Origin of the sequence: Streptomyces pratensis, from assembly GCF_016804005.1 — a bacterium.
GTDB classification, from domain to species: Bacteria; Actinomycetota; Actinomycetes; order Streptomycetales; family Streptomycetaceae; genus Streptomyces; species Streptomyces pratensis_A.
This window is the reverse complement of the sequence record NZ_CP051486.1, coordinates 7,812,167-7,833,110: the sequence shown is the minus strand read 5'-3', so window position 1 is coordinate 7,833,110 and position 20,944 is coordinate 7,812,167. Positions and strand designations below refer to the sequence as shown.

Sequence of the window (20,944 nt, the reverse complement as noted above, 5' to 3'; positions counted from 1 at the left end):
GGTCGGCGCATGTGACTGCACAGAGGAACGAGGCACAGATGACCGACCCGGTGACGCTCGACGGGCAGGGTTCGATCGGCGTATTCGACGAGAAGCGGGCCGAGTCCGCCGTACGGGAGCTGCTCATCGCGGTCGGGGAGGACCCCGACCGTGAGGGGCTGCGTGAGACTCCGGGCCGGGTGGCACGTTCGTACAAGGAGATATTCGCGGGCCTCCACCAGGAGCCCGAGGACGTCCTCACGACGACGTTCGACCTCGGTCACGACGAGATGGTCCTGGTCAAGGACATCGAGGTCTTCAGCACCTGCGAGCACCACCTGGTGCCGTTCCACGGTGTCGCGCACGTCGGCTACATCCCGGCGACGAGTGGCAAGATCACGGGGCTGTCGAAGCTGGCCCGGCTGGTCGACGTCTACGCCAGGCGGCCGCAGGTCCAGGAGCGGCTCACCACACAGATCGCGGACTCCCTGATGGCGATCCTCGAGCCGCGCGGGGTCATCGTCGTCGTCGAGTGCGAGCACATGTGCATGTCCATGCGTGGCATCCGCAAGCCCGGAGCCAAGACGATCACGTCCGCGGTCCGTGGCCAGCTGCGCGATCCGGCCACGCGCGCCGAGGCGATGAGCCTCATCATGGCGCGCTAGAAGGGGCGGAGTCGGGCTGCCGGGCCGAGAATGCCCGGGACGGCGGACACTCAGCGGCACCGCTGCGACGAGCGCGTGCCGCGGGCGGACGTCGACCGTGGTGGGAACGGCTGTACAGCCGGATCCACCAGGAGAGGAGCGCCTCCATGTCATTCACCCATGTGCTCGCCGTAGCGCCCGTGATGGCGATCGAGCCGGCGGTGGAGTGGTACGAGCGGCTTCTCGGCCGCCCGGCCGACGCGAGACCCATGGACGGGCTGGCCGACTGGCACATCGCCCCGTACGCCTGGCTCCAGGTCTTCGAGTCGCCCCAGCAGGCCGGCGGGACGCTGGTGAACCTGGTGGTCGATGATCTGGACCGGGCGCTCTCCGACCTCGCGGACCGGGGGATCACGGCCGGGGAGACCCGGCCCGGCGCCGGGGACGTGAGGTTCGCCGCCGTCCACGACCCGGACGGCAACCGGGTCACCCTCATCGAGAACCCGGTCTCGGGCCCGGGGGCCCGACCGGTCTGATCCGGACGGGAGGCCCCGGGGGCCGGGGCGCCTAGGCGGCCTGAGCCGTGTTCCTGTCGTCGTTCCCGTCCTCCGGGAGCTTGCAGACACGCTCGAGGAAGACTGCCGCGGCGACGACCGCGATGCCGGCCAGGACGGCGAAACCCGCGTAGATGGCCTGATCACGACGCGGCGGGACGTCGAGGGAGCCGAGCAGGAAGACCCCTGTGCCGCCGTACATCCCCGCGACCAGTGCGGCGACGAGCGCGCTCGCCTGGCCGAAGACCAAGGCGCGGGCAGCCATCATCGGTTCCACACCCTTGGCCCCGGGGCGACGCTCCCGCTGCGCGCGCAGCCGTGCCCGGATCGACAGAGCCGTGGCCAGCAGGACCACGGCGATCACGGCCAGCACGATGGGCGCGGCGAGCGGCACGCTCGGCAGCGTCCCCAGGGCGTCCCAGAGGCGGGCTCCGCCCCAGGACAGCACGCCGGCACCGGCGAAGAGTCCGGCCAGGAGGCCGAGCCGTAGTTGCTTCACCGAGAGTGCCGCCCTTCGTCGCCGTTGCCCGTGGTCCGCCCGCAGGCGGTCGTCCTTGAGCCTAACGACTACTCGGGGAGACGGAGTTCCAGGTCGGGCCGGGGAAGCACTCCCTCGCGCCCGACACCGTCCAGCAGTGCGGCGACCGGGCCGGCACCGGGGAGCTGGGCCTCCGGGTCCACGTCGTGCCAGGGGGCGAGGACGAAGGCGCGCTGGCGGGCACGCGGGTGCGGGAGTGTCAGCAGGGGGTCGTCGGAGACCGTGTCGGCGTACGACACGATGTCGACGTCGATGGTGCGCGGCCCCCAGCGCTCCTCGCGGACGCGGTCGAAGGCCTCCTCGATGGCCTGGCCGCGCTCCAGCAGGGACGAGGGGGGCAGGGTCGTCTTCACGATGATCACCGCGTTGAAGTACGACGGCTGGGAGCCGGGATCGACGCCCCAGGGCTCGGTCTCGTAGACCGGGGAGACCGCCTTGACCCGGAGGCCGGGGGTGTCCTCCAGGGCGTCGATGGCGCCCTGGATCGTCTCCAGCCGGTTGCCGAGGTTGGAGCCCAGGGAGATCACGGCCAGTTTGGGGTTGGAGAGGGTGACGTCCGCCGCGTCGACCTGCTCGACCACTGCGGCGGGAACCGGCTGTACGGTCGGGTCGCTCTGCCCCTCGGTGGAAAATGCAGTCATGCTCGGCTCCGGGTGATGGTGATGGTCACGTCGTCGAAGGGGACGGTGATCGGGGCATCCGGCTTGTGGACGACCACCTCGACCTCCTCGACCCCTTCGTGCTTGAGGCACTGCTGCGCGATGCGCTCCGCGAGCGTCTCGATCAGGTCGACCGGCTCACCCTTGACGACGTCGACGACCTCCTCCGCGACCACGCCGTAGTGCACGGTCTTCGACAGGTCGTCGGCGGCGGCCGCGGGGCGGGTGTCGAGGCCGAGCACCAGGTCGACGATGAAGGTCTGGCCCTCTTGCCGTTCCTTGGGGAAGACACCGTGGTGCCCACGGGCCTTGAGGCCGCGCAGCGCGACACGATCCACGCGAATCACTCCTGCTGTTCGTCGTCTCTGGAGACACCCGGCCGCGTGCGGGCGGGTGGGTGCCTTCTTCCGAATCTACCCGCGAGCACCCACAGCGCCGTTCCGCGGGGGCGCGGACCGGCCCGGCAGGGGGTTGGTAGCCGCGTATACCCCGTGATCAGGGGGCCCAACCCCCGTTACCCCGTCCCACCTGCTCAGACGGTCGGCTCTTCGTCCTCTTCCTCGCCGGTTTCGGCCAGTACGGGGGAGCCGTGGTGGGACCAGAGCTTCCAGCCTTCCGGTGTGCGTCGGAACACATTGGTGGCGACCACGAGCTGGCCGACGAGCGGTCCGAGCGCGTTGCCCTCCTCCGCGGGGCCACCGCTGAGGATGTTCTCGGTGCAGGTCACGAGAGCGGTGTCGCCGGTCATCGAGACCCCGACGTCGGTCAGGAAGAACTGGATGTACTCGGTGTTCGCCATGATCAGCGCGTAGCTCCGCAGCACCTCACCGCGCCCCGTGAGCACCGGCCAGCCGGGGTGGACGCAGGAGACGGTGAGGTCCTCGCCGGGCAGCCACAGGCCGGACAGCTCGTCGAGATCGCCGCGTTCCATCGCCTCGTAGAAGGCGGTGTTGGCCTGCTCGACCGCCGCGATGTCGGCGGCGGCCTCCTCGTGCTCGTCGCGCGCGGCGCTCACGCGGCTCCCTCGACGGCGCGGGCGACCCGCACCGCGTCAGCCGTGGGCCGTACAGCGTGCACCCGGACCGCCCAGGCGCCCGCGGCGGCGGAGAGGGCGGAGACCGCGGCGGTCGCGGCGTCCCGTTCACGGGCGGGTGGCGGGGCCGCGCCCTCTTCCGCGAGGACGTGGCCGAGGAACCGTTTGCGGGAGGCGGCGACGAGCAGCGGCCTGCCCAGCGCGCGCAGCCGGTCGAGGTGCGCCACCAGGGTGAGGTCCTGGGCGGCGTCCTTCGCGAAGCCGAGGCCCGGGTCGATCACCAGCTTCCCGGGATCCACCCCGCCCTCGATCACGGCGTCCATGCGCTCCCGGAGCTCCGCGACGACTTCGCCGACCACGTCCCCGTACACCGCGCGGCTGTTCATCGTTTCGCTGAAGCCGCGCCAGTGCATGACGACGAACGGCACTCCGGCGTCGGCGACGACCGGGATCATGCCCGGGTCCGCGAGGCCCCCGCTCACGTCGTTGACCAGGACGGCGCCGGCCGCGACGGACTGTTCGGCGACGCCTGCCCGCATGGTGTCCACGGAGACGGTCACGCCCTCGGATGCCAGTCCCCGCACCACGGGGATCACCCGCCGTAGCTCCTCGGCCTCGTCCACCCTGCTCGCGCCCGGCCGGGTCGACTCACCGCCGACATCGATCAGATCCGCACCTTCGGCCACCAGTTCCAGGCCGTGCTTGATGGCCGCCGTGGTGTCGAACCAGTGGCCTCCGTCCGAGAAGGAGTCCGGCGTCACGTTGACGACGCCCATGACCGCGCAGCGGTCCCACTCCGGCAGACCCTGCACCGTGCCCCGTCCTCGCAACGTACTCATGCGACCAGCCTAGGCCCGGGGAGGGACCCGTCGGGCCGCGCCGGCGTGGTGATCACCGCGGGACCCGCCGCAGGCGGAGCGGTACCCGCGCCGGGAACCCCCTTCGCCATTAGCCCGCCACGGTGATCCGCCCGGCCGAGGATCCGCTCGTACCGGTTCAGCCGGATGGACGCCGAGGACTCCCCGCGCGTCGCCCGCAGCAGGACGCATCGCGTGTCGTACGCGGCCCTCACGCGCCGTGCGCCGCGGCACGGGCTGTACCGCGGGCTCACCGTCGCGCGCACCCCTTCGGCGCCATGGAAGGGCCGGTCACGGAGTGCCGACGCCGGCCACGGTCTCCACGGCCACCTCCGCGCGCGGCACGTCCTGTGCGTCGGCGTCGATCGAGCGGCGCAGCGCCTCGTGGAGCCGGGCCGGGGTGAGCACGCCCAGGAAGCGGCCGGTGCCCTCCTCGTCGAGGACGGCGATCCAGCCGGCGTCGTGCTGGAGCATCGTGGCGAAGGCCTGCTTCAGCGGGGCGCCGAGCGGAAGCCACGCGTCCATGCGCCGGGCATGCTCACGGACCCTTCCCTCGGCCGTCGTCCCGTCGCCCGCCGGGATCCAGCCGTGCAGATTGTCCTGCTCGTCCAGGACGACCGCCCAGCGCGCACCCTCGGCCCGCAGCCGCTCGGTCGCCTTCGCCAGCGGATCATCGAGATGGACGACCGGCGGCTGGTCGAGGTCGCCCTCCTCGACCGCCGTGACCGAGAGCCGCTTCAGGCCGCGGTCCGCCCCGACGAAGTCGGCGACGTAGGGCGTCGCCGGAGCCCCGAGCACCGTGGCGGGGGTGTCGAACTGCTCGATGCGGCCGTGCCCGTACACGGCGATCCGGTCGCCGAGACGGACGGCTTCCTCGATGTCGTGGGTGACGAACAGCACGGTCTTGCGGACCTGCGCCTGCAGCTTCAGGAATTCGTTCTGCAGCCTTTCCCGCACGACCGGATCGACCGCGCCGAAAGGCTCGTCCATCAGCAGGACCGGCGGGTCCGCAGCCAGAGCCCTTGCCACGCCGACGCGTTGGCGCTGGCCGCCGGAAAGCTGCTCGGGATAGCGGCCGCCATAAACGGACGGATCCAGTCCGACGAGATCGAGCAGTTCGGCGGCGCGCTCCTTGCCCTTTTGCCGGCCCCAGCCGAGGAGATGAGGAACCGTGGCCGTGTTCTCCAGGACCGTTTTGTGCGGGAAGAGCCCGACCTGCTGGATCACATAGCCGATACGGCGGCGGAGCCGGACGGGGTCGATGGTGGATATGTCGTCCCCGTCGAGGAATATCCGGCCGTCGGTCGGTTCGATCAGGCGGTTCACCATTTTCATGGTGGTCGTCTTGCCGCAGCCGGAAGGCCCGACGAGCGTGACCAGTTCACCCTCGGCGACCTCGAAGGAAAGGTCGTCGACGGCGGTGGTGCCGTCCGCGTACCGCTTGGTGACGTGCTCGAAACGGATCATGATTCCCCATTGTGACGCGGGTTCTGTGAAGGCCATGTTGCCGGAATACGACAGCCTCGGCGATTGTCGGTGGTCGGGGATAGGGTCACCCAGGACCGGAACCCGGACGGCATCGCGAGGGCAAACAGGAGGTGGGGGGCGGATGGCCGAGCAGAACTGCCTGGTGGCGAACGACTGGATCTGCGGAGAGTATCTGCGTTCCCGCGGCCAGGAGTTGACCGATGCGACCGTCCAGCACATCTGGATCACGGCGGCTTCCGTGCTGATAGGGCTCGCGGTGGCATTTCCGCTCGCGCTGCTCGCACGGAGGGGCCGGCATTTCGCGGGCCCCGTACTGGGCCTGACCACCGTGCTCTACACCGTGCCGTCACTGGCGATGTTCTCGCTGCTGCTGCCGCTCTTCGGGCTGTCCGCGGCGCTCGTCGTCACCGGTCTGGTGCTCTATTCGCTGACCATTCTCGTACGCAACATCCTGGCCGGTCTCGAAGCTGTCCCGCAGGAGGCCAGGGAAGCCGCGCAGGGCATGGGGTACGGGCCGGTGCGGCTGCTCTGGGAGGTCGAACTCCCGCTCGCGCTGCCCGCGCTGATGGCCGGACTGCGGATCGCCACGGTGTCGACTGTCGCGCTGACCACGGTCGGCTCCCTCGTCGGCAAGGGCGGCCTCGGCAACCTCATAGAGGACGCGCTGCCGAGCTTCTTCAAGGCGCAGGTGCTCACCGCGTCGGTGCTCTGTGTGCTGCTCGCGGTGGCCGCTGACCTCTTGTTGCTCGGTATCCAGCGCCTGCTCACACCCTGGACCCGGATACGGACGCCCGCCGGGGCGTCGGCCGGGGCGGGCATCGCGAAGACGGAGGCCGGCTGACCATGGGAGTCATAGGGGAGTCCTGGGCCTGGCTCACCACCGGCGCCAACTGGTCGGGGGACGGCGGGGCGGCGCCCCGGCTGGCCGAGCACCTGTACGTCAGCGGCATCGCCCTCGCGGTGGCCTGCGCCATCGCCCTGCCGGTGGCGCTGTACCTCGGGCACGTGGGCAAGGGCGGCGCGCTGGCCGTCAACCTCTCCAACGTGGGCCGGGCGGTCCCCGTGTTCGCGGTGCTGGCGCTCTTCATGATGACGCCCCTGCGTAACTCCGGCTATCTGCCCACGGTCATCGCGCTGGTGCTGTTCGCCGTGCCCCCGTTGCTGACCAACGCGTACGTCGGGATGAGAGAGGTGGACCGGTCGGTGCTGGAGGCCGCGCGGGGCATGGGGATGTCCGGTGGGCAGCTCTTCGTGCGGGTCGAGCTCCCGCTCGCCTATCCGATGATCATGACCGGTCTCCGGTCCGCCGCCGTCCAGGTGATCGCCACCGCCTCGATCGCTGCGATGGTCGGTCTCGGCGGCCTGGGCCGGATCATCACCGCCGGTTTCAACACCTACGACACCCCGCAGGTCTTCGCGGGCGCCGTGCTGGTCGCTCTCCTCGCGCTGGTGGTGGAGGGCGTTCTCGTGGCGCTGGACCGGCTGCTGTCGCCCTTGCGCCGACGCCGGACCGTGTGAGCACGCGGGTTTTTCGGACTGTGCACATCTTTTTTCGCGGACGGAGAACAACATGAGCAGGACCTCGCGCATAGCGGGTGCGGTCATCGGAGCGGTGGCGCTGGCAGGATCGCTCGCAGCCTGTGGCGGCGACAGCCTGGAGAAGGAGAAGGGCGGTTCGGAGACGGGTTCCGGGGCCGGCTCCGAGAAGGGCTCGCTCGTCGTGGGAGCCGCCGGCTTCACCGAGTCCAAGGTGCTCGCCGAGCTGTACGCCCAGGTCCTGGGCGACGCCGGTTACGACACGTCGGTCACCACGGTGAAGAACCGTGAACTGTACGAGCCCTCCCTGGAGAAGGGTGAGATCGACGTCGTCCCGGAATACGCGGCGACCCTCGCGGAATTCCTCAACGCCAAGGTCAACGGAGCGAAGGCGGCGGAGGAGAAGCCGGTCGCCTCGGGTGACGTGACGGCCACCGTCGCCGCTCTGGAGAAGCTCGCCACCCCGCTCGGACTGAAGGTCCTTCCGGCAGGCAAGGCGGTCGACCAGAACGCCTTCGCGGTGTCGAAGGAATTCGCGGAGAAGAACAACCTCAAGACCCTTTCCGATCTCGGCAGCTCGAAGATCAAGGTCAAGATCGCGGCGGGCGACGAGTGCGAGGTGCGCCCGTTCTGCGCGCCCGGACTGAAGAAGACGTACGGCATCGACGTCACCGGGATCGACCCCAAGGGAGTCGGTACGCCGCAGTCCAAGCAGGCGGTCAAGGACGGTAAGGACCAGCTGGTCCTCACGACCACCACGGACGCCGTGCTCGACTCCTACGGGCTGGTGTTCCTGGAGGACGACAAGAAGCTGCAGAATGCGGACAACGTCCTTCCGGTTCTCAATGCCAAGGACGCGGGGGCCCCGGAGATCGCCGAGGCGCTCGGGAAGCTCACCGGCGTACTCACCACGGAGGACCTCGCGGAACTGAACCGCAAGGTCGACGCGGAGCGTGCCAAGCCCGCCGATGCGGCCGGTGACTATCTCCGGTCGAAGGGGCTCATCAAGAAGTAAAAAGGCGTACGCGAGGGCCACTTGAGAGGCTGCCAGGTAACCGGCGGGGAACAGATTGCCGGGCGGCCTCCCAAGTGACTCGTACGCACGGTAAATTTCGAGCCATGCCACGAGGACGCCACCGCCATTCGCCACCCCTCCACAGAATCCTGCCGCCCGCCGTGGTGGCCGGAGTGCCGGTCGTCTGCGCCGCCGGCGCCTGGCTCCTCGCGGAACCCATGGCTCTGCGCGCCCTGGTGGCCGTGACGGCGGCCGCCGCCGTCACCGGTGCCTGTCTGATGCGCAGCTGGGACCGGGCCGCGGGGCTGCGCGTCGCGGAGCTGACCCGTGCCCGGGCCAGCGACGAGTGGAAGACCGAGGAGCGCATAGCCGAACTCGAGGCGGACCTCGAGGAATCAAGGGGACTGCGCACCCGCCTGGAGACCAAGCTGCGCCGCAAGCGGGTGGAGCTGGCAGGGCTGCGGGGCGAGCACGCCGCGTTGCTGCGCCGGTACGCCAACGCCGAGACGGAGCGGGCCAGCGCGCTGGAGGGCCGCAGGCAGCTCGCCATCGAGGCGTCCGGACCGAAGGAACTCCTGCCCGCGCGGTCCACGCCGACGCCCGGCGCGTATCTGCTCGCCGCGCAGGCCCTTCGGGACCTGAGCCGCAATGCCGCCCTCCAGGAGGCGCGTCGCACGGCGGAGCTCGCCAGGCAGCGTGACATCGCCGAGCGGTCGGCGGAGCGGGACTCGGAGGGCGACGGCCGGAAGGGGAAGCACGCGGCGGCCGCCGGAGCGGGTGAGCTCCAGCACCGCCGCCCCCAGGCCGCACTTCCCGCACCACGGCTGTCACCCGCAGCCGTGCGCCCGCCCCGCGCCGTGCCCGCGGCATCCTCCGTCGTCCCGTACGCCGCGGCGCGCCGTCACCTCGTACCGCAGGGGAGTTTCGACTTCTTCGGCACGCAGAAGGCGGACGCCGCGATCGAGTCCGTGCAGAACGAGGACCTCGCGGACGTGGTGGGCGAGGAGGCGCTGGCGGCGCACCGTACCGGCACGGCCGAGAACCGCGCCGTCGGCAAGGTCATCGACCTGACGGCGCACGACGAGACCGAGCAGCTGGACGTCGTCGGGCTGCGCAGCGCGATCTCCTCGTAGGCGCGAGGCCTCCCGGCCGGTGGTCCTTCCGGCGGGGGTGCCCGTGGCCGGTGGTCCTCCCGGCCGGTGGCCCTTCCGGTCGGGGCCCCGCTACTTGTCGATGTCCCCGACGACGAAGAAGAGCGAGCCCAGGATCGCCACCATGTCGGCGACGAGCGTGCCTGGCAGCAGCTCCGTCAGTGCCTGGATGTTGTTGAACGAGGCGGAGCGCAGCTTGAGCCGGTACGGGGTCTTCTCGCCCGTGGACACCAGGTAGTAGCCGTTGATGCCCAGCGGGTTCTCGGTCCACGCGTAGGTGTGGCCCTCCGGTGCCTTCAGCACCTTCGGCAGCCGCTGGTTGATGGGCCCGGGCGGCAGGTCGGCCATCCGGTCCAGGCACGCGTCGGCGAGGTCCAGCGCGTTGTGCGTCTGCTCCAGGAGGCATTCGAAGCGGGCCAGGCAGTCGCCCTCGGTCCGGGTGACGACCTTGAGCGTGTCCCGCAGCTCGCCGTAGGCGAGGTACGGCTCGTCGCGCCGCAGGTCGAAGTCGACCCCGGAGGCCCTGGCGATCGGCCCGGAAACCCCGTAGGCGTGTACGGCCTCCGGCGACAGCACACCCACCCCACGGGTGCGGCCCCGGAAGATCTCGTTGCCGAGGACCAGCCGGTCGTACACGTCCATTCGCGAGCGCACGGACGCGACGGCGTCCCTGGCCCGGCCGAGCCAGCCCGCGGGCAGGTCCTCCTTCAGGCCGCCGACCCGGTTGAACATGTAGTGCATCCGGCCGCCGGATACCTCCTCCATCGCGGCCTGGAGTTCCTCGCGCTCCCGGAACGCGTGGAACATCGGGGTGATCCCGCCGAGTTCGAGGGGGTAGGAGCCGAGGAACATCAGATGGTTGAGGACCCGGTTCAGCTCCGCCAGCAGCGTCCTCGTCCAGACGGCACGCTCGGGGACCTCCATGCCGAGCATCCGCTCGACGGCCATGACGACGCCGAGCTCGTTGGAGAACGCCGACAGCCAGTCGTGGCGGTTGGCGAGCATGATGATCTGCCGGTAGTCCCTGGCCTCGAAGAGCTTCTCGGCGCCCCGGTGCATGTAGCCGATGACGGGTTCGGCCTGCTGGATCCGCTCGCCGTCCAGGACGAGCCGGAGCCGGAGCACACCGTGGGTGGAGGGGTGCTGCGGACCGATGTTCAGCACCATGTCGGTGCTCTCCGCCGCGCCGCCGATGCCGATCGTCGTCTCCGTCATGCGGGACAGTATCCCCCCTCACGGTCAGGGACCCGCTGCCGCAGCCAGCCGAAGTCGCCGAGCCCGCCGCGTGCCGTCAGCTCCGCCGCCTCCCCGGCCGACGCGAGCGCCCGCACGTAGCCGGCGGGATCGGCCGACGCCTGCGCCAGAGGGGGGCGTCCGCCGCTGACGCCCAGCTCCCGCAGTGCCGCCCGCTGGTCCAGGAGCTCGGCCGCGCCGTCCGCCGCCGCCGCGCACGCGTCGAGAGCCACGTGCGAGGTCAGATCGCAGCTCCCGTCGGGCACAGGCGGCACCTCGCGGCCTCCACGGAATCCGGTGAGCGTCCCGAACGGCGGCCTCGCCGCCCGTACATGCGCGTAGTCCACCGCCACCGCGGTGCCGCCGGACAGTGACGCGACGGCCCGCGCCCAGGCCTCGTCACGCGGCCGGCCGATCTCGGCACGGTCGCCGGGCCGGGACAGCGGCCACCAGCGGGCCAGCCACCGGGCGTCCGCCCCGGTCACCGGATCGCCGAGCCGCTCGGTGCCGTCGGCCCTCCGTACGAGTACGTAGCGGGGAACCCCGTCCGGGTCGGCCTCGGCGACGTCCACGGGGACGTTGTCCAGCCACTCGTTGGCGAACAGCAGCCCCCGCACGTCCTGCGGGAGTTCGGCGGACCACTTGACGGCCGGGTCCAGGCCCGGCGGGCGCGGGGCGACCTCAACGGCGTACGCCCGTACGGTGAGGCCGGGAGCCAGGGTTCCGTCCCGCAGCGCCGCCAGCACCCCGGTCAGCAGCTCGCCGCGGCCTGCTCCCACATCCACCAGGCCGACGGAGTCCGTCCCCAGCTCCCGTGCGGTCCCGGCCAGCAGCCGGGCGACGGCGGTGGCGAACAGGGGGGAGGCGTGCACCGAGGTGCGGAAATGGCCTGCGGGTCCTTCCGGACGCCGGTAGAACCCCTTTTCCCCGTACAAAGCGGTCTCGGCGGCTTCCCGCCAGCGGCACCAGTCATACGTCACATAGGCAAGTCTCCACCTTGGGGAGTACGGTCCCAGGACCCGGATCGGCCCTTCGGCTGACCCGGGCACCGATCAGCTGTCCCTACGCTGGGTAACGTGCAGCGCTTCTACGATTTCATCCGCAGACACCCGACGGGCGTCGACATCCTCTGGGCTGTCCTCCTCCTCGGGTTCTCCGGCGTGTCCATCGTGGCCGAACAGGTCGGTGGCGGCCGGGAGCGCGTGGCCGCGGTACCGATCGCCGTGGGTCTGTCCGCCGTCGTCGCACTGCGCCGCCGTGCACCGGAGAAGATGCTGCTGCTCGCGATCCTGATGGGGATCGCCCAGTTGCTGTTCGGGGTGCGTCCCGGTGTGGCCGACTTCGCCATGCTGGTGATCACCTACACGGTGGCCACGGTGGGGGAGCGCTGGGCGTCCCGCCTCGCCCTGGGATGCAGCCTGGTCGCGGCAGGGCTCTCGCGCCTGCGCTGGTCCGACGACGCCCCCACGGGCGGCTGGGCGCAGACGGCCGGCTACGTCGTCATCATGACCGTGCCGTTCGTCCTGGCCTGGGTGCTCGGCGACTCGATACGCACCCGGCGGGCGTACTTCAGCCAGCTGGAGGAACGGGCCGCCCGGCTGGAGCGTGAGCGCGAGGCGCAGTCGAAGGTCGCCGTGGCCGCCGAGCGGGCCCGTATCGCCCGTGAACTCCACGACGTCGTCGCGCACAACGTCTCGGTGATGGTGGTCCAGGCCGACGGCGCCGCGTACGTCATGGACTCGTCCCCCGAACAGGCCCGGCAGGCGCTGGAGACCATCTCCGGCACCGGCCGCCAGGCGCTCGCCGAGATGCGGCGGCTGCTCGGAGTGCTCAGGACCGGTGATTCCCCGGAGAGCGGGGAGTACGTCCCCCAGCCCGACGTCGAGCAGATCGAGGAGCTCGTCGGCAAGGTCAGGGAGACCGGCCTCGCGGTGGACTTCAAGATCGAGGGGACTCCGCGTCCGCTGCCGAGCGGGGTCGAGCTGACCGCGTACCGCATCGTGCAGGAGGCGCTCACCAACACCCGCAAGCACGGCGGCCCGGACGCCGGGGCGAGCGTACGGCTGGTCTACTTCGACGACGGGCTGGGCCTGCTGGTCGAGGACGACGGCCGCGGCGCCCCGCACGAGCTCTACGAGGACGGCGGGGCCGACGGCGCGGGGCAGGGAATGATCGGCATGCGCGAGCGGGTCGGGATGGTCGGCGGCACGCTGGACGCGGGCCCGCGCCAGGGCGGCGGCTTCCGGATCAGTGCCCTGCTTCCCCTCAAGCCGGCCAACCAGTGACAGAAGGACAGGACAGCTCATGGCGATCCGAGTGATGCTCGTCGACGACCAGGTGCTGCTGCGCACCGGCTTCCGGATGGTGCTCGCCGCCCAGCCGGACATGGAGGTCGTCGCGGAGGCGGGTGACGGGGCGGAGGCGATCGAGGTGCTGCGGTCCACGTCCGTCGACGTGGTGCTGATGGACGTACGCATGCCACGCCTGGACGGCGTCGAGGCGACCCGGCGCATCTGCGCGCGGACGGAGCCGCCCAAGGTGCTGATCCTGACCACGTTCGACCTGGACGAGTACGCGTTCTCCGGCCTGAAGGCGGGCGCCAGCGGCTTCATGCTCAAGGACGTGCCGCCCGGTGAACTGCTCTCCGCCATCCGCTCGGTGCACAGCGGCGACGCCGTCGTCGCCCCGTCCACGACCCGCCGGCTCCTCGACCGGTTCTCGCCGATGCTGCCGAGCGGCAGGAAGGATCCTCAGCACAGGCACGTCGAGAAGCTGACCGGGCGTGAGCGCGAGGTGATGCTGCTGGTCGCCCAGGGTCTGTCCAACGGCGAGATCGCGGCCCGGCTGGTGCTCTCCGAGGCGACCGTGAAGACGCACGTGGGCCGCATCCTGACCAAACTGGGTCTGCGCGACCGCGTCCAGGTGGTCGTCCTCGCCTACGAGACGGGCCTGGTCAGGGCCGGCGGAGGGGCGGGCTGACCGGTGGCACCGCTGATCTGGATCAACGGGCCGTTCGGCGGCGGAAAGACACAGACGGCCTACGAGCTCGGACGCCGGCTGCCCGGCAGTGTGGTCTGCGACCCCGAGCACCCCGGTTTCGGCCTGCACCGGATGCTGCCGCCCGGGCTGAGGGGTGACTTCCAGGAACTGGGCGCATGGCGCCACGGCGTGCGGGAGGTCCTCGGTCTGGCCCTGCGCGGGCACCCGGGACCCGTGATCGCGCCGATGACGCTCGTCGACGGCGGCTACTTCGACGAGATCGTCGGACGGCTGCGCGACGACGGGCACACGGTGCACCACTTCGCCTTGCTCGCCGAGCGCGGCACGGTGCTGCGGCGGCTGAGGGAACGCGGCCTCGGACGAGGCCTGAAGCACGAGAGCTTCGCCGTCGAGCGGCTCGACCACTGCTTGGGGCGGCTCCGCGGACCGGAGTTCGCCGAGCACATCCGCACCGACCGGCTGACCGTCTCTCAGGTGGCCGTCCGCATAGGGGAGTCGGCCGGACTCCGCCTCGTCCCGGACACGGACGGCGCGTTGCGGCACCGCGTCCGGCGCACCTGGACGAGCATCAAGCACATCCGTTTCGACTGAGTCCGCCGCCCGGCTCCGGACATCCTCGGGTGCGCCGCCGCGCAGGCGTACGGCTCACCGCAGTACGCCCTCCAGGAAGTCGCTTCCCAGTCGGGCGACGACCGTCAGGTCCAGCGAGTGCAGGACGTACCGTCCCCGTCGACGGGTGGTGACCAGGCCGGCCTTCTTGAGCACGGCCAGGTGACGGGAGACCTCGGGCGGCGTGATGCCGTGCGAGTCGGCGAGTTCGCCCGTGGTGTACGGGGAACGGGCCAGGTTGCGGCAGAGGCGCATGCGCATGGGGTGGGCAAGCGCCTCCATCCGGAGCTGGAGCAGCTCGACCGAGGCGGGGGAGGGCAGTTCCGGACGGTGCACCGGGTAGTGGATCACCGGGCGCCAGCCGGGCGCGTGCAGCACCATCAGATGCGGCCAGCCGAAGCTGGTCGGGACGAGGGTGAGGCCGGTGCCCGCGGCCGAGCCCGTGGCCTCGGTCCTGCCGGTGGTCAGTTTGTCGACGCTGATCCTGCCGGACTCCTCGTCCAGCGAGAGAGCCGCGGAGACGGCCCCGAGCGCCGCGCCGACGCCTTTGTGGCGCAGAACCTCCGTCTTGTGCCGGGCGTCGGCGGCCAGCTGGACCTGGGCCCGTCGCCAGGTGTCGGCGAAGAAGGCCTGGTCGCAGTCCTCGAAGAGGCGCCTCACCCAGCCGCGTACGGAGCCCGGATCGGCCAGCAGCTGCCGGGTGAAAGCCAGCTGCTTCGGCCCCCTGGCCGACGCCATGTCGAGCGCGCGGGTCCGCATCCCGGTGTCCGCGAGGGGGGAGGGCGCACCCGTTCCGTACTGGCTCGCGCAGGTGAACTCCAGGGCGGCCGAGACGAACCGTTCGTCGTCGAGCCTGTCCAGGATGTCCAGGTCCTCGGCGAGGGTCGAGCCGGTCCTGCCGTCCCCGCCGCGGACGCCGGCGAACGGCATGAAGACGTCGGAGAAGGTGTTCCGCCACAGGAACTCCGCCTCGTGCAGCCGGTCCGCGAGGTCCGGCTCCAGGGCCGCCGCTGTCGCGGTCGCCCAGCCGTGCAGGCCGGGGTGGTGCCCGGGCTCGGAGAGCGCATGAAGGGCGAGCCCCAGCTCGGCGAGGGGGGAGGTCTCGAAAACTATGCGCTCGGGAGGCAGGCCCGCGATGTCGATGTGCACGCTCACCCCTCCATAGTGGGGGGTGAGCGTGCGGGGTCCGGTGACACTTGACTGCGGTCGTCAATCCGCGGGCGGACCTGCCGGGCCGGGGTCACGCTGAATTCATGGACACCGTTCAGCAGCACATGCTCGACAGCTATCGCGCCACGCAGCACGGTGAGGTACCGCCGCCGCTGCCCGGCCCACACGACTGGGACGTCCTGCGCGGTATCCGCAGGCGTATCCAGGCCTGGACGGCCGCGCACCGGCCGCCGTACGCGTGACGGTCGTGCTTTTGCCGCCGTGTGCGTGAGGGTCGTGCAACGGCCTCCCGTGTCTGACGGCTGTGCGCCGGCTGCCGGGTGCGTGGGAGTCGCCCTCCGGCTGCCATGCGCCTGGCGGCGGCATGACGGTGCCGTGCGCCCGGCGGCTGCCTACGCCCGAGGGGTCGTCTCCTCCTCCACCAGCCGTACGAACGACGCCACCGCCTCGCGCACGTCGCCGGCCGTCCACTCCAGCCCCGGCGCCGCCACCGTGACCTCGGTGAACGAGAGCCCTGGCGGCCCGGTCGGAGCCGCGAACCAGCGGCGGAAGAGGGTCACGCCCGTTTCCTCCGCCTGCCGCACCGACGCCTCGTCCAGGACATCCGCGGAGTACGGCAGCCAGACCTTGAACTGGTGCGTGTGCGGCGGCTCGGGGTGCACCCGGAACCACGGCACGCCCGCCCCTTCGAATCCCTTCGCCAGCGCTTCGGCCACCACTTTCGCGTGTGCCACGTACGACGGCAGCCTCGGCAGTTCCCGCTCCAGGCCCAGCAGGGCGGAGAGGGCTGCCGGGTACTGCTGGAAGACCTGACCGCCGTACCGGTGGCGCCAGGTCCTCGCCTCCTCGATCAGCGGGTCGGGCCCGGCGAGCACCGCTCCCGACAGCCCGTCCAGGGACTTGTAGAACGACACGTACACGCTGTCGGCGAGCGCCGCGATCTCCGGCAGGCCGCGCCCGAAGTGCGGCGTGCACTCCCACAGGCGCGCCCCGTCCAGGTGCACCACCGCGTCCCGTTCCCGCGCGGCGGCCACGACGCCCTCCAGCTGCTCCCAGGAGGGCAGGACGAAGCCCGCGTCGCGCAGCGGCAGCTCCAGCATCAGCGTGCCGAACGGCTCGGGGAAGTCCCGGATCTCGTCCGCGGTGGCGTGCCGGGGCGCGGCGGTCGGATGCACCGTGCGCAGCCCGCTCACCGAGGTGAGTGCGCCCCGCTCGTGGACCTCCGGGTGGGAGAGCGGATGCAGTGCCACGACCGCGTTGCCCGTACGCCCCGCCCAGCACCGCAGAGCGACCTGCTGGGCCATCGTTCCGGTCGGGAAGAACGCCGCGGCCTCCATGCCCAGCAGCTCCGCCGTGCGCCGCTCGACCTCGGCGACGACCCCGTCGCCGTACACATCAGTCCATTCGTCGAGGTCGTGGACAGTGCCGGCGTCGGCGGCGAGCGTGGCCAGCCGCTCGGCCAGCGTGTGGTCGGCGGACATGCGCGCCAGCGCTTTTCCGGACCGCTGCCAGGCCGTCAGCCTGCGGTTCCTCTGCATCTGCTCGTCGGTGACTCCCATGGGACGATCATCGCCCGGGCCGCCGGCGCCGCCCACTTCGGGTTCCCGTGCCGCCGAAAGTTATCCACAGGGTGTGGACAGTGCGGGGGTGCGGCGAAACGCTGGCGTAGCATGCAGAGAAGTCGTCCGGTACCCCCCGCGGACTGGAACGGAAGGCCATCGCCGCGTGAACGCATCAGTTTCCAAGGAAGCCCTCGACGCGAGGGACCGCCCCGCCCGCCTCACCGTCGGCGTCGTCGGCGCGGGACGGGTCGGGCCCGCCCTCGCCGCCTCGCTGCAGCTCGCCGGGCACCGCCCGGTCGCGGTGTCGGGCGTCTCCGACGCATCCGTGCGCCGGGCGGCCGCACTGCTCCCGGACGTTCCTCTGGTGACGCCCGCCGAGGTCCTCGCGCGAGCCGAGCTCGTGCTGCTGACCGTCCCCGACGACGCGTTGCCCGGCCTGGTCGAAGGGCTCGCCGAGACAGGCGCCGTGCGACCCGGCCAGCTGCTCGTCCACACCTCAGGGCGGTACGGGACGAAGGTGCTGGATCCCGCGCTGCGGGCCGGGGCCCTCCCGCTCGCCCTGCATCCGGCGATGACCTTCACCGGCAGCTCCGTGGACGTCCAGCGGCTGGCGGGCTGCTCCTTCGGGGTCACCGCACCCGAAGAGCTCAGGCTCGCCGCCGAGGCGCTCGTGATCGAGATGGGCGGCGAGCCCGAATGGATCGCCGAGGAGTCCCGGCCGCTCTACCACGCGGCGCTCGCCCTCGGAGCGAATCACCTGGTCACCCTCGTCGCGCAGTCCATGGAGCTGCTCCGTGAAGCCGGCGTGGGCGCTCCCGACCGGATGCTCGGCCCCCTCCTCGGCGCGGCGCTCGACAACGCCCTGCGCTCCGGCGACGCGGCGCTGACCGGGCCCGTCGCCCGGGGCGACGCGGGGACCGTGTCCGCGCACATCCGTGAGCTGCGCGCCCATGCCCCGCAGACAGTGGCCGGATATCTCGCCATGGCGCGCGCCACGGCCGACCGGGCGCTGGACCACGGCCTGCTCAAACCGGAGCTCGCGGAGGACCTCCTCGGCGTCCTGTCGGACAGCAACGCCGCGAACGGCACGAACGGAACACACGGTCCGGACGGATCCGGGCCGGGGGAGAAGCGATGAACACCGCACCCGCCAACCTGCTGCGCTCCGCCGCGGAGCTGGACGCCCTCGGCCGGGCCGCCGGAGCCCGCCGCGCCGTCGTCATGACGATGGGCGCGCTCCACGACGGCCACGCCACCCTGATCCGTGCGGCGCGGGCAGCCGCGGGACCCGACGGCCAGGTCGTGGTCACCGTCTTCGTCAACCCGCTCCAGTTCGGCGAGGCCGCCGACCTCGACCGCTATCCCCGCACCCTGGAGGCCGATCTCGCCGTCGCCTCGGAGGCCGGGGCCGACGCGGTGTTCGCCCCCTCCGTCGACGAGGTCTACCCCGGCGGCGAGCCGCAGGTCAGGATCACCGCGGGACCCATGGGCGAGCGCCTGGAGGGCACCTCCCGGCCCGGGCACTTCGACGGCATGCTCACCGTCGTCGCCAAGCTCCTCCACCTCACCGGGCCGGACGCGGCGTTCTTCGGACAGAAGGACGCGCAGCAGCTCGCACTGGTCCGCCGCATGGTGGGCGATCTGAACTTCGGCATCGACATCGTCGCGGTGCCGACCGTGCGCGACCCGGACGGCCTCGCACTCTCCAGCCGCAACCGCTTCCTCTCCGCCGAGGAGCGCAGGACCGCGCTGGCCCTGCCCAGGGCTCTGTTCGCCGCGCGCGACCGGCTGGTCGCCCAGCAGACGCTGCACGCACGTGCCCGGACGATGCCGGAGCGCGAGGGACGGGCCGCCGCCCTCACCCGGCTCGGAGAGGCCCGCGCGGCCGCCGACTCACAGGCTGTGGCACTGGCCCGGCCGACCGTCGTACCTGCCGCGGTGCTGGCCGCGGCACGGGCCGTCCTCGACGAGGCGGCCGAGGAAGAGGTGCCCCTCACCCTGGACTACGTGGCGCTCGTGGACCCGGCGGACTTCACCGAGCTCCCCGACGACCGCGTCAGCGGCGAGGCGGTGCTCGCCGTCGCGGCTCGCGTGGGAGCCACCCGCCTGATCGACAACATCCCGCTGACCCTCGGAGCCCACACGTGACCGGAATACGGCTGACCGCCCCCGCCCCGGGCTGGGCCATCGACGCGGACGTCGTCGTGGTCGGCTCCGGTGTGGCCGGTCTCACCACCGCTCTGCGCTGCGCCGCGGCGGGCCTCGCGACCGTGGTCGTGACCAAGGCCCGCCTCGACGACGGCTCCACCCGCTGGGCGCAGGGCGGCATCGCCGCCGCGCTCGGCGAGGGCGACACGCCTGAGCAGCACCTCGACGACACCCTGGTCGCCGGTGCCGGCCTGTGCGACGAGACTGCGGTGCGCACCCTCGTCACCGAGGGCCCTGACGCCGTACGCAGGCTGATCGAGACAGGCGCGCACTTCGACACCACGGACACCGGGGCGATCGCCCTGACCAGGGAGGGCGGCCACCACCGCCGCCGCATCGCGCACGCCGGAGGCGACGCGACGGGCGCGGAGATCTCCCGGGCCCTGGTCGACGCGGTCCGTTCGGCCGCCCTGCGCACCATCGAGAACGCCCTGGTCCTGGACCTGCTCACGGATGCCGAAGGCCGTACCGAGGGTGTCACCCTGCACGTCATGGGTGAGGGCCAGCACGACGGTGTCGGCGCCGTCCGCGCCCCGGCCGTGGTGCTCGCGACCGGCGGCATGGGCCAGGTCTTCTCCGCCACCACCAACCCGCCGGTCTCGACGGGCGACGGGGTGGCGCTCGCGCTGCGCGCCGGCGCGGAGGTATCGGACCTGGAATTCGTCCAATTCCATCCGACCGTCCTGTTTCTCGGCGCCGACTCCGAGGGCCAGCAGCCGCTGGTGTCCGAAGCCGTACGCGGCGAGGGCGCCCATCTCGTGGACGCCTCCGGTACCCGCTTCATGCTCGGGCAGCACGAGCTGGCCGAGCTGGCGCCCCGCGACATCGTCGCCAAGGCCATCACCCGGCAGATGCACCTCCAGGGCACCGAGCACATGTATCTCGACGCCCGCCACTTCGGCGCCGGGATGTGGGAACAGCGCTTCCCGACGATCCTCGCCGCCTGCCGCGCCCACGGCATCGACCCCGTCACGCAGCCGATTCCGGTCGCCCCCGCAGCGCACTACGCCTCGGGCGGCGTGCGTACCGACCTCCGCGGCCGTACGACGGTGCCCGGCCTGTACGCCTGCGGCGAGGTCGCCTGCACGGGTGTGCACGGCGCGAACCGGCTGGCGTCCAACTCCCTCCTGGAGGGCCTGGTCTTCGCCGAGCGCATCGCGGCCGACATCGTGGACGGACCCAGGGCCGACCCCGGTGCCGTCCCTCGGCGTGAGCCTGTGGTGCCCCCCGCCGGAGCGCACACCGTCCCGCTGCTCACCGCGGAGTCCCGGGCCGCCGTCCAGCGGATCATGACCAGGGGCGCAGGCGTCATCCGCTCCGCCGGCAGCCTCGCCACCGCGGCCGGGGAACTGGACGCGCTCCAGCAGGCCGCTGCCGAGGAGGACGGCCCCAAGGACGCCGTACCCGGGGTGGAGGCGTGGGAGGCCACGAACCTGCTCCTCGTCTCGCGGGTGCTGGTCGCCGCCGCGCAGGAGCGCGAGGAGACCCGCGGCTGCCACTGGCGCGAGGACCGGCCCGACCGCGACGACGCCGACTGGCGCCGCCACCTCGTCGTCCGTCTCGCCCCGGACCGGCAGCCGGTCGTCCGCACGACGGACAGCGCCGCGTTCCCGCCCGTACGCCCCCGAGACCCTGCGGACCCCGCAGACACAGCACTGTCCGCCAGCCCCCGCAACCACCCCGCCGACGCCCCCGAGGAGCCGTAACC

General features: G+C 71.8%; 23 protein-coding genes. 13 read left to right on the top strand and 10 right to left on the bottom strand.

Features of this window, described 5'->3' with window-relative positions:
* The first annotated feature begins 38 nt into the window (after positions 1–38).
* Together folE and HED23_RS32975 are read left to right on the top strand one after the other, a co-directional pair.
* Positions 39–644 carry a GTP cyclohydrolase I FolE gene (gene folE / locus HED23_RS32980; protein ID WP_203186968.1) on the top strand — a complete coding sequence of 202 codons (606 nt, stop codon included), beginning with the start codon at positions 39–41 and terminating at the stop codon, positions 642–644.
* A gap of 146 nt (positions 645–790) precedes the next feature.
* Positions 791–1,159, top strand: coding sequence for a VOC family protein (locus tag HED23_RS32975; RefSeq protein WP_203186967.1), 369 nt, complete (start codon positions 791–793; stop codon positions 1,157–1,159).
* 31 nt (positions 1,160–1,190) lie between these two features.
* On the opposite strand, the gene HED23_RS32970 is transcribed toward HED23_RS32975, so the two are convergent.
* The 6 genes from HED23_RS32970 to HED23_RS32945 all read right to left on the bottom strand — a co-directional run bounded on the left by HED23_RS32970 (position 1,191) and on the right by HED23_RS32945 (position 5,731).
* A complete protein-coding gene (locus HED23_RS32970; RefSeq protein WP_203186966.1) occupies positions 1,191–1,676 on the bottom strand; it encodes a DUF3180 domain-containing protein in 486 nt (161 codons plus the stop codon).
* A gap of 68 nt (positions 1,677–1,744) precedes the next feature.
* Positions 1,745–2,356 (bottom strand): 2-amino-4-hydroxy-6-hydroxymethyldihydropteridine diphosphokinase, encoded by a 612-nt coding sequence (gene folK / locus HED23_RS32965; protein WP_203186965.1) that lies wholly within the window; start codon positions 2,354–2,356, stop codon positions 1,745–1,747.
* Positions 2,353–2,712 (bottom strand): dihydroneopterin aldolase, encoded by a 360-nt coding sequence (folB, locus tag HED23_RS32960; protein WP_203186964.1) that lies wholly within the window; start codon positions 2,710–2,712, stop codon positions 2,353–2,355. The genes folK and folB overlap by 4 nt, the downstream gene beginning before the upstream one ends.
* 194 nt (positions 2,713–2,906) lie before the next feature.
* Positions 2,907–3,389: a nuclear transport factor 2 family protein gene (locus HED23_RS32955; protein WP_203186963.1), complete on the bottom strand. Its 483-nt coding sequence runs from the start codon at positions 3,387–3,389 to the stop codon at positions 2,907–2,909.
* Positions 3,386–4,183, bottom strand: a complete 798-nt coding sequence (gene folP / locus HED23_RS32950; RefSeq protein ID WP_238442340.1) for a dihydropteroate synthase — start codon at positions 4,181–4,183, stop codon at positions 3,386–3,388. The genes HED23_RS32955 and folP overlap by 4 nt, the downstream gene beginning before the upstream one ends.
* Positions 4,184–4,555: 372 nt before the next feature.
* Positions 4,556–5,731 (bottom strand): ABC transporter ATP-binding protein, encoded by a 1,176-nt coding sequence (locus HED23_RS32945; protein ID WP_203186961.1) that lies wholly within the window; start codon positions 5,729–5,731, stop codon positions 4,556–4,558.
* A gap of 142 nt (positions 5,732–5,873) precedes the next feature.
* Here HED23_RS32945 and HED23_RS32940 point away from each other — a divergent pair, with 142 nt between their 5' ends.
* The 4 genes from HED23_RS32940 to HED23_RS32925 all read left to right on the top strand — a co-directional run bounded on the left by HED23_RS32940 (position 5,874) and on the right by HED23_RS32925 (position 9,436).
* The gene (locus tag HED23_RS32940; protein WP_203186960.1) at positions 5,874–6,593 is read left to right on the top strand and encodes an ABC transporter permease; all 720 of its coding nucleotides are present in this window, start codon (positions 5,874–5,876) and stop codon (positions 6,591–6,593) included.
* A gap of 2 nt (positions 6,594–6,595) precedes the next feature.
* Positions 6,596–7,270 carry an ABC transporter permease gene (locus HED23_RS32935; protein ID WP_203186959.1) on the top strand — a complete coding sequence of 225 codons (675 nt, stop codon included), beginning with the start codon at positions 6,596–6,598 and terminating at the stop codon, positions 7,268–7,270.
* Between the two features lie 52 nt (positions 7,271–7,322).
* Complete coding sequence (locus HED23_RS32930) at positions 7,323–8,303, top strand: ABC transporter substrate-binding protein (RefSeq protein WP_203186958.1); 981 nt, start codon at positions 7,323–7,325, stop codon at positions 8,301–8,303.
* 104 nt (positions 8,304–8,407) lie between these two features.
* Positions 8,408–9,436, top strand: a complete 1,029-nt coding sequence (locus HED23_RS32925) for a hypothetical protein (protein ID WP_203186957.1) — start codon at positions 8,408–8,410, stop codon at positions 9,434–9,436.
* 90 nt (positions 9,437–9,526) lie between these two features.
* Here the strand turns inward: HED23_RS32925 and HED23_RS32920 are convergent, their stop codons facing one another.
* Positions 9,527–10,669: an NADH-quinone oxidoreductase subunit D gene (locus tag HED23_RS32920; protein ID WP_203186956.1), complete on the bottom strand. Its 1,143-nt coding sequence runs from the start codon at positions 10,667–10,669 to the stop codon at positions 9,527–9,529.
* Positions 10,666–11,667, bottom strand: a complete 1,002-nt coding sequence (locus HED23_RS32915; protein ID WP_203186955.1) for an SAM-dependent methyltransferase — start codon at positions 11,665–11,667, stop codon at positions 10,666–10,668. Before HED23_RS32915 ends, HED23_RS32920 begins: the two co-directional genes overlap by 4 nt.
* A 96-nt stretch (positions 11,668–11,763) precedes the next feature.
* Between HED23_RS32915 and HED23_RS32910 the strand changes: the two genes are divergently transcribed.
* The 3 genes from HED23_RS32910 to HED23_RS32900 are packed head-to-tail and all read left to right on the top strand — an operon-like array spanning position 11,764 to position 14,278.
* Positions 11,764–12,972 carry a sensor histidine kinase gene (locus tag HED23_RS32910; protein WP_203186954.1) on the top strand — a complete coding sequence of 403 codons (1,209 nt, stop codon included), beginning with the start codon at positions 11,764–11,766 and terminating at the stop codon, positions 12,970–12,972.
* 19 nt (positions 12,973–12,991) lie between these two features.
* A complete protein-coding gene (locus tag HED23_RS32905) occupies positions 12,992–13,666 on the top strand; it encodes a response regulator transcription factor (protein ID WP_203186953.1) in 675 nt (224 codons plus the stop codon).
* Between the two features lie 3 nt (positions 13,667–13,669).
* Positions 13,670–14,278 (top strand): ATP-binding protein, encoded by a 609-nt coding sequence (locus HED23_RS32900; protein ID WP_238442201.1) that lies wholly within the window; start codon positions 13,670–13,672, stop codon positions 14,276–14,278.
* Between the two features lie 54 nt (positions 14,279–14,332).
* On the opposite strand, the gene HED23_RS32895 is transcribed toward HED23_RS32900, so the two are convergent.
* Positions 14,333–15,445, bottom strand: coding sequence for a DUF5937 family protein (locus HED23_RS32895; protein ID WP_203187741.1), 1,113 nt, complete (start codon positions 15,443–15,445; stop codon positions 14,333–14,335).
* Positions 15,446–15,549: 104 nt separating this feature from the next.
* Here HED23_RS32895 and HED23_RS32890 point away from each other — a divergent pair, with 104 nt between their 5' ends.
* Positions 15,550–15,708, top strand: coding sequence for a hypothetical protein (locus tag HED23_RS32890; protein ID WP_203186952.1), 159 nt, complete (start codon positions 15,550–15,552; stop codon positions 15,706–15,708).
* A 150-nt stretch (positions 15,709–15,858) separates the two neighbouring features.
* Here HED23_RS32890 and HED23_RS32885 read toward each other — a convergent pair whose 3' ends face one another.
* Positions 15,859–17,025 (bottom strand): threonine aldolase family protein, encoded by a 1,167-nt coding sequence (locus tag HED23_RS32885; protein WP_203186951.1) that lies wholly within the window; start codon positions 17,023–17,025, stop codon positions 15,859–15,861.
* A 166-nt stretch (positions 17,026–17,191) separates the two neighbouring features.
* Here HED23_RS32885 and HED23_RS32880 point away from each other — a divergent pair, with 166 nt between their 5' ends.
* The 3 genes from HED23_RS32880 to HED23_RS32870 are packed head-to-tail and all read left to right on the top strand — an operon-like array spanning position 17,192 to position 20,942.
* Entirely contained in the window at positions 17,192–18,166 is a 975-nt protein-coding gene (locus tag HED23_RS32880) for a Rossmann-like and DUF2520 domain-containing protein (protein WP_203186950.1), read from the top strand.
* Positions 18,163–19,176: a pantoate--beta-alanine ligase gene (panC, locus tag HED23_RS32875; RefSeq protein ID WP_203186949.1), complete on the top strand. Its 1,014-nt coding sequence runs from the start codon at positions 18,163–18,165 to the stop codon at positions 19,174–19,176. The genes HED23_RS32880 and panC overlap by 4 nt, the downstream gene beginning before the upstream one ends.
* A complete protein-coding gene (locus HED23_RS32870) occupies positions 19,173–20,942 on the top strand; it encodes an L-aspartate oxidase (protein ID WP_203186948.1) in 1,770 nt (589 codons plus the stop codon). The genes panC and HED23_RS32870 overlap by 4 nt, the downstream gene beginning before the upstream one ends.
* Positions 20,943–20,944 lie beyond the last annotated feature (2 nt).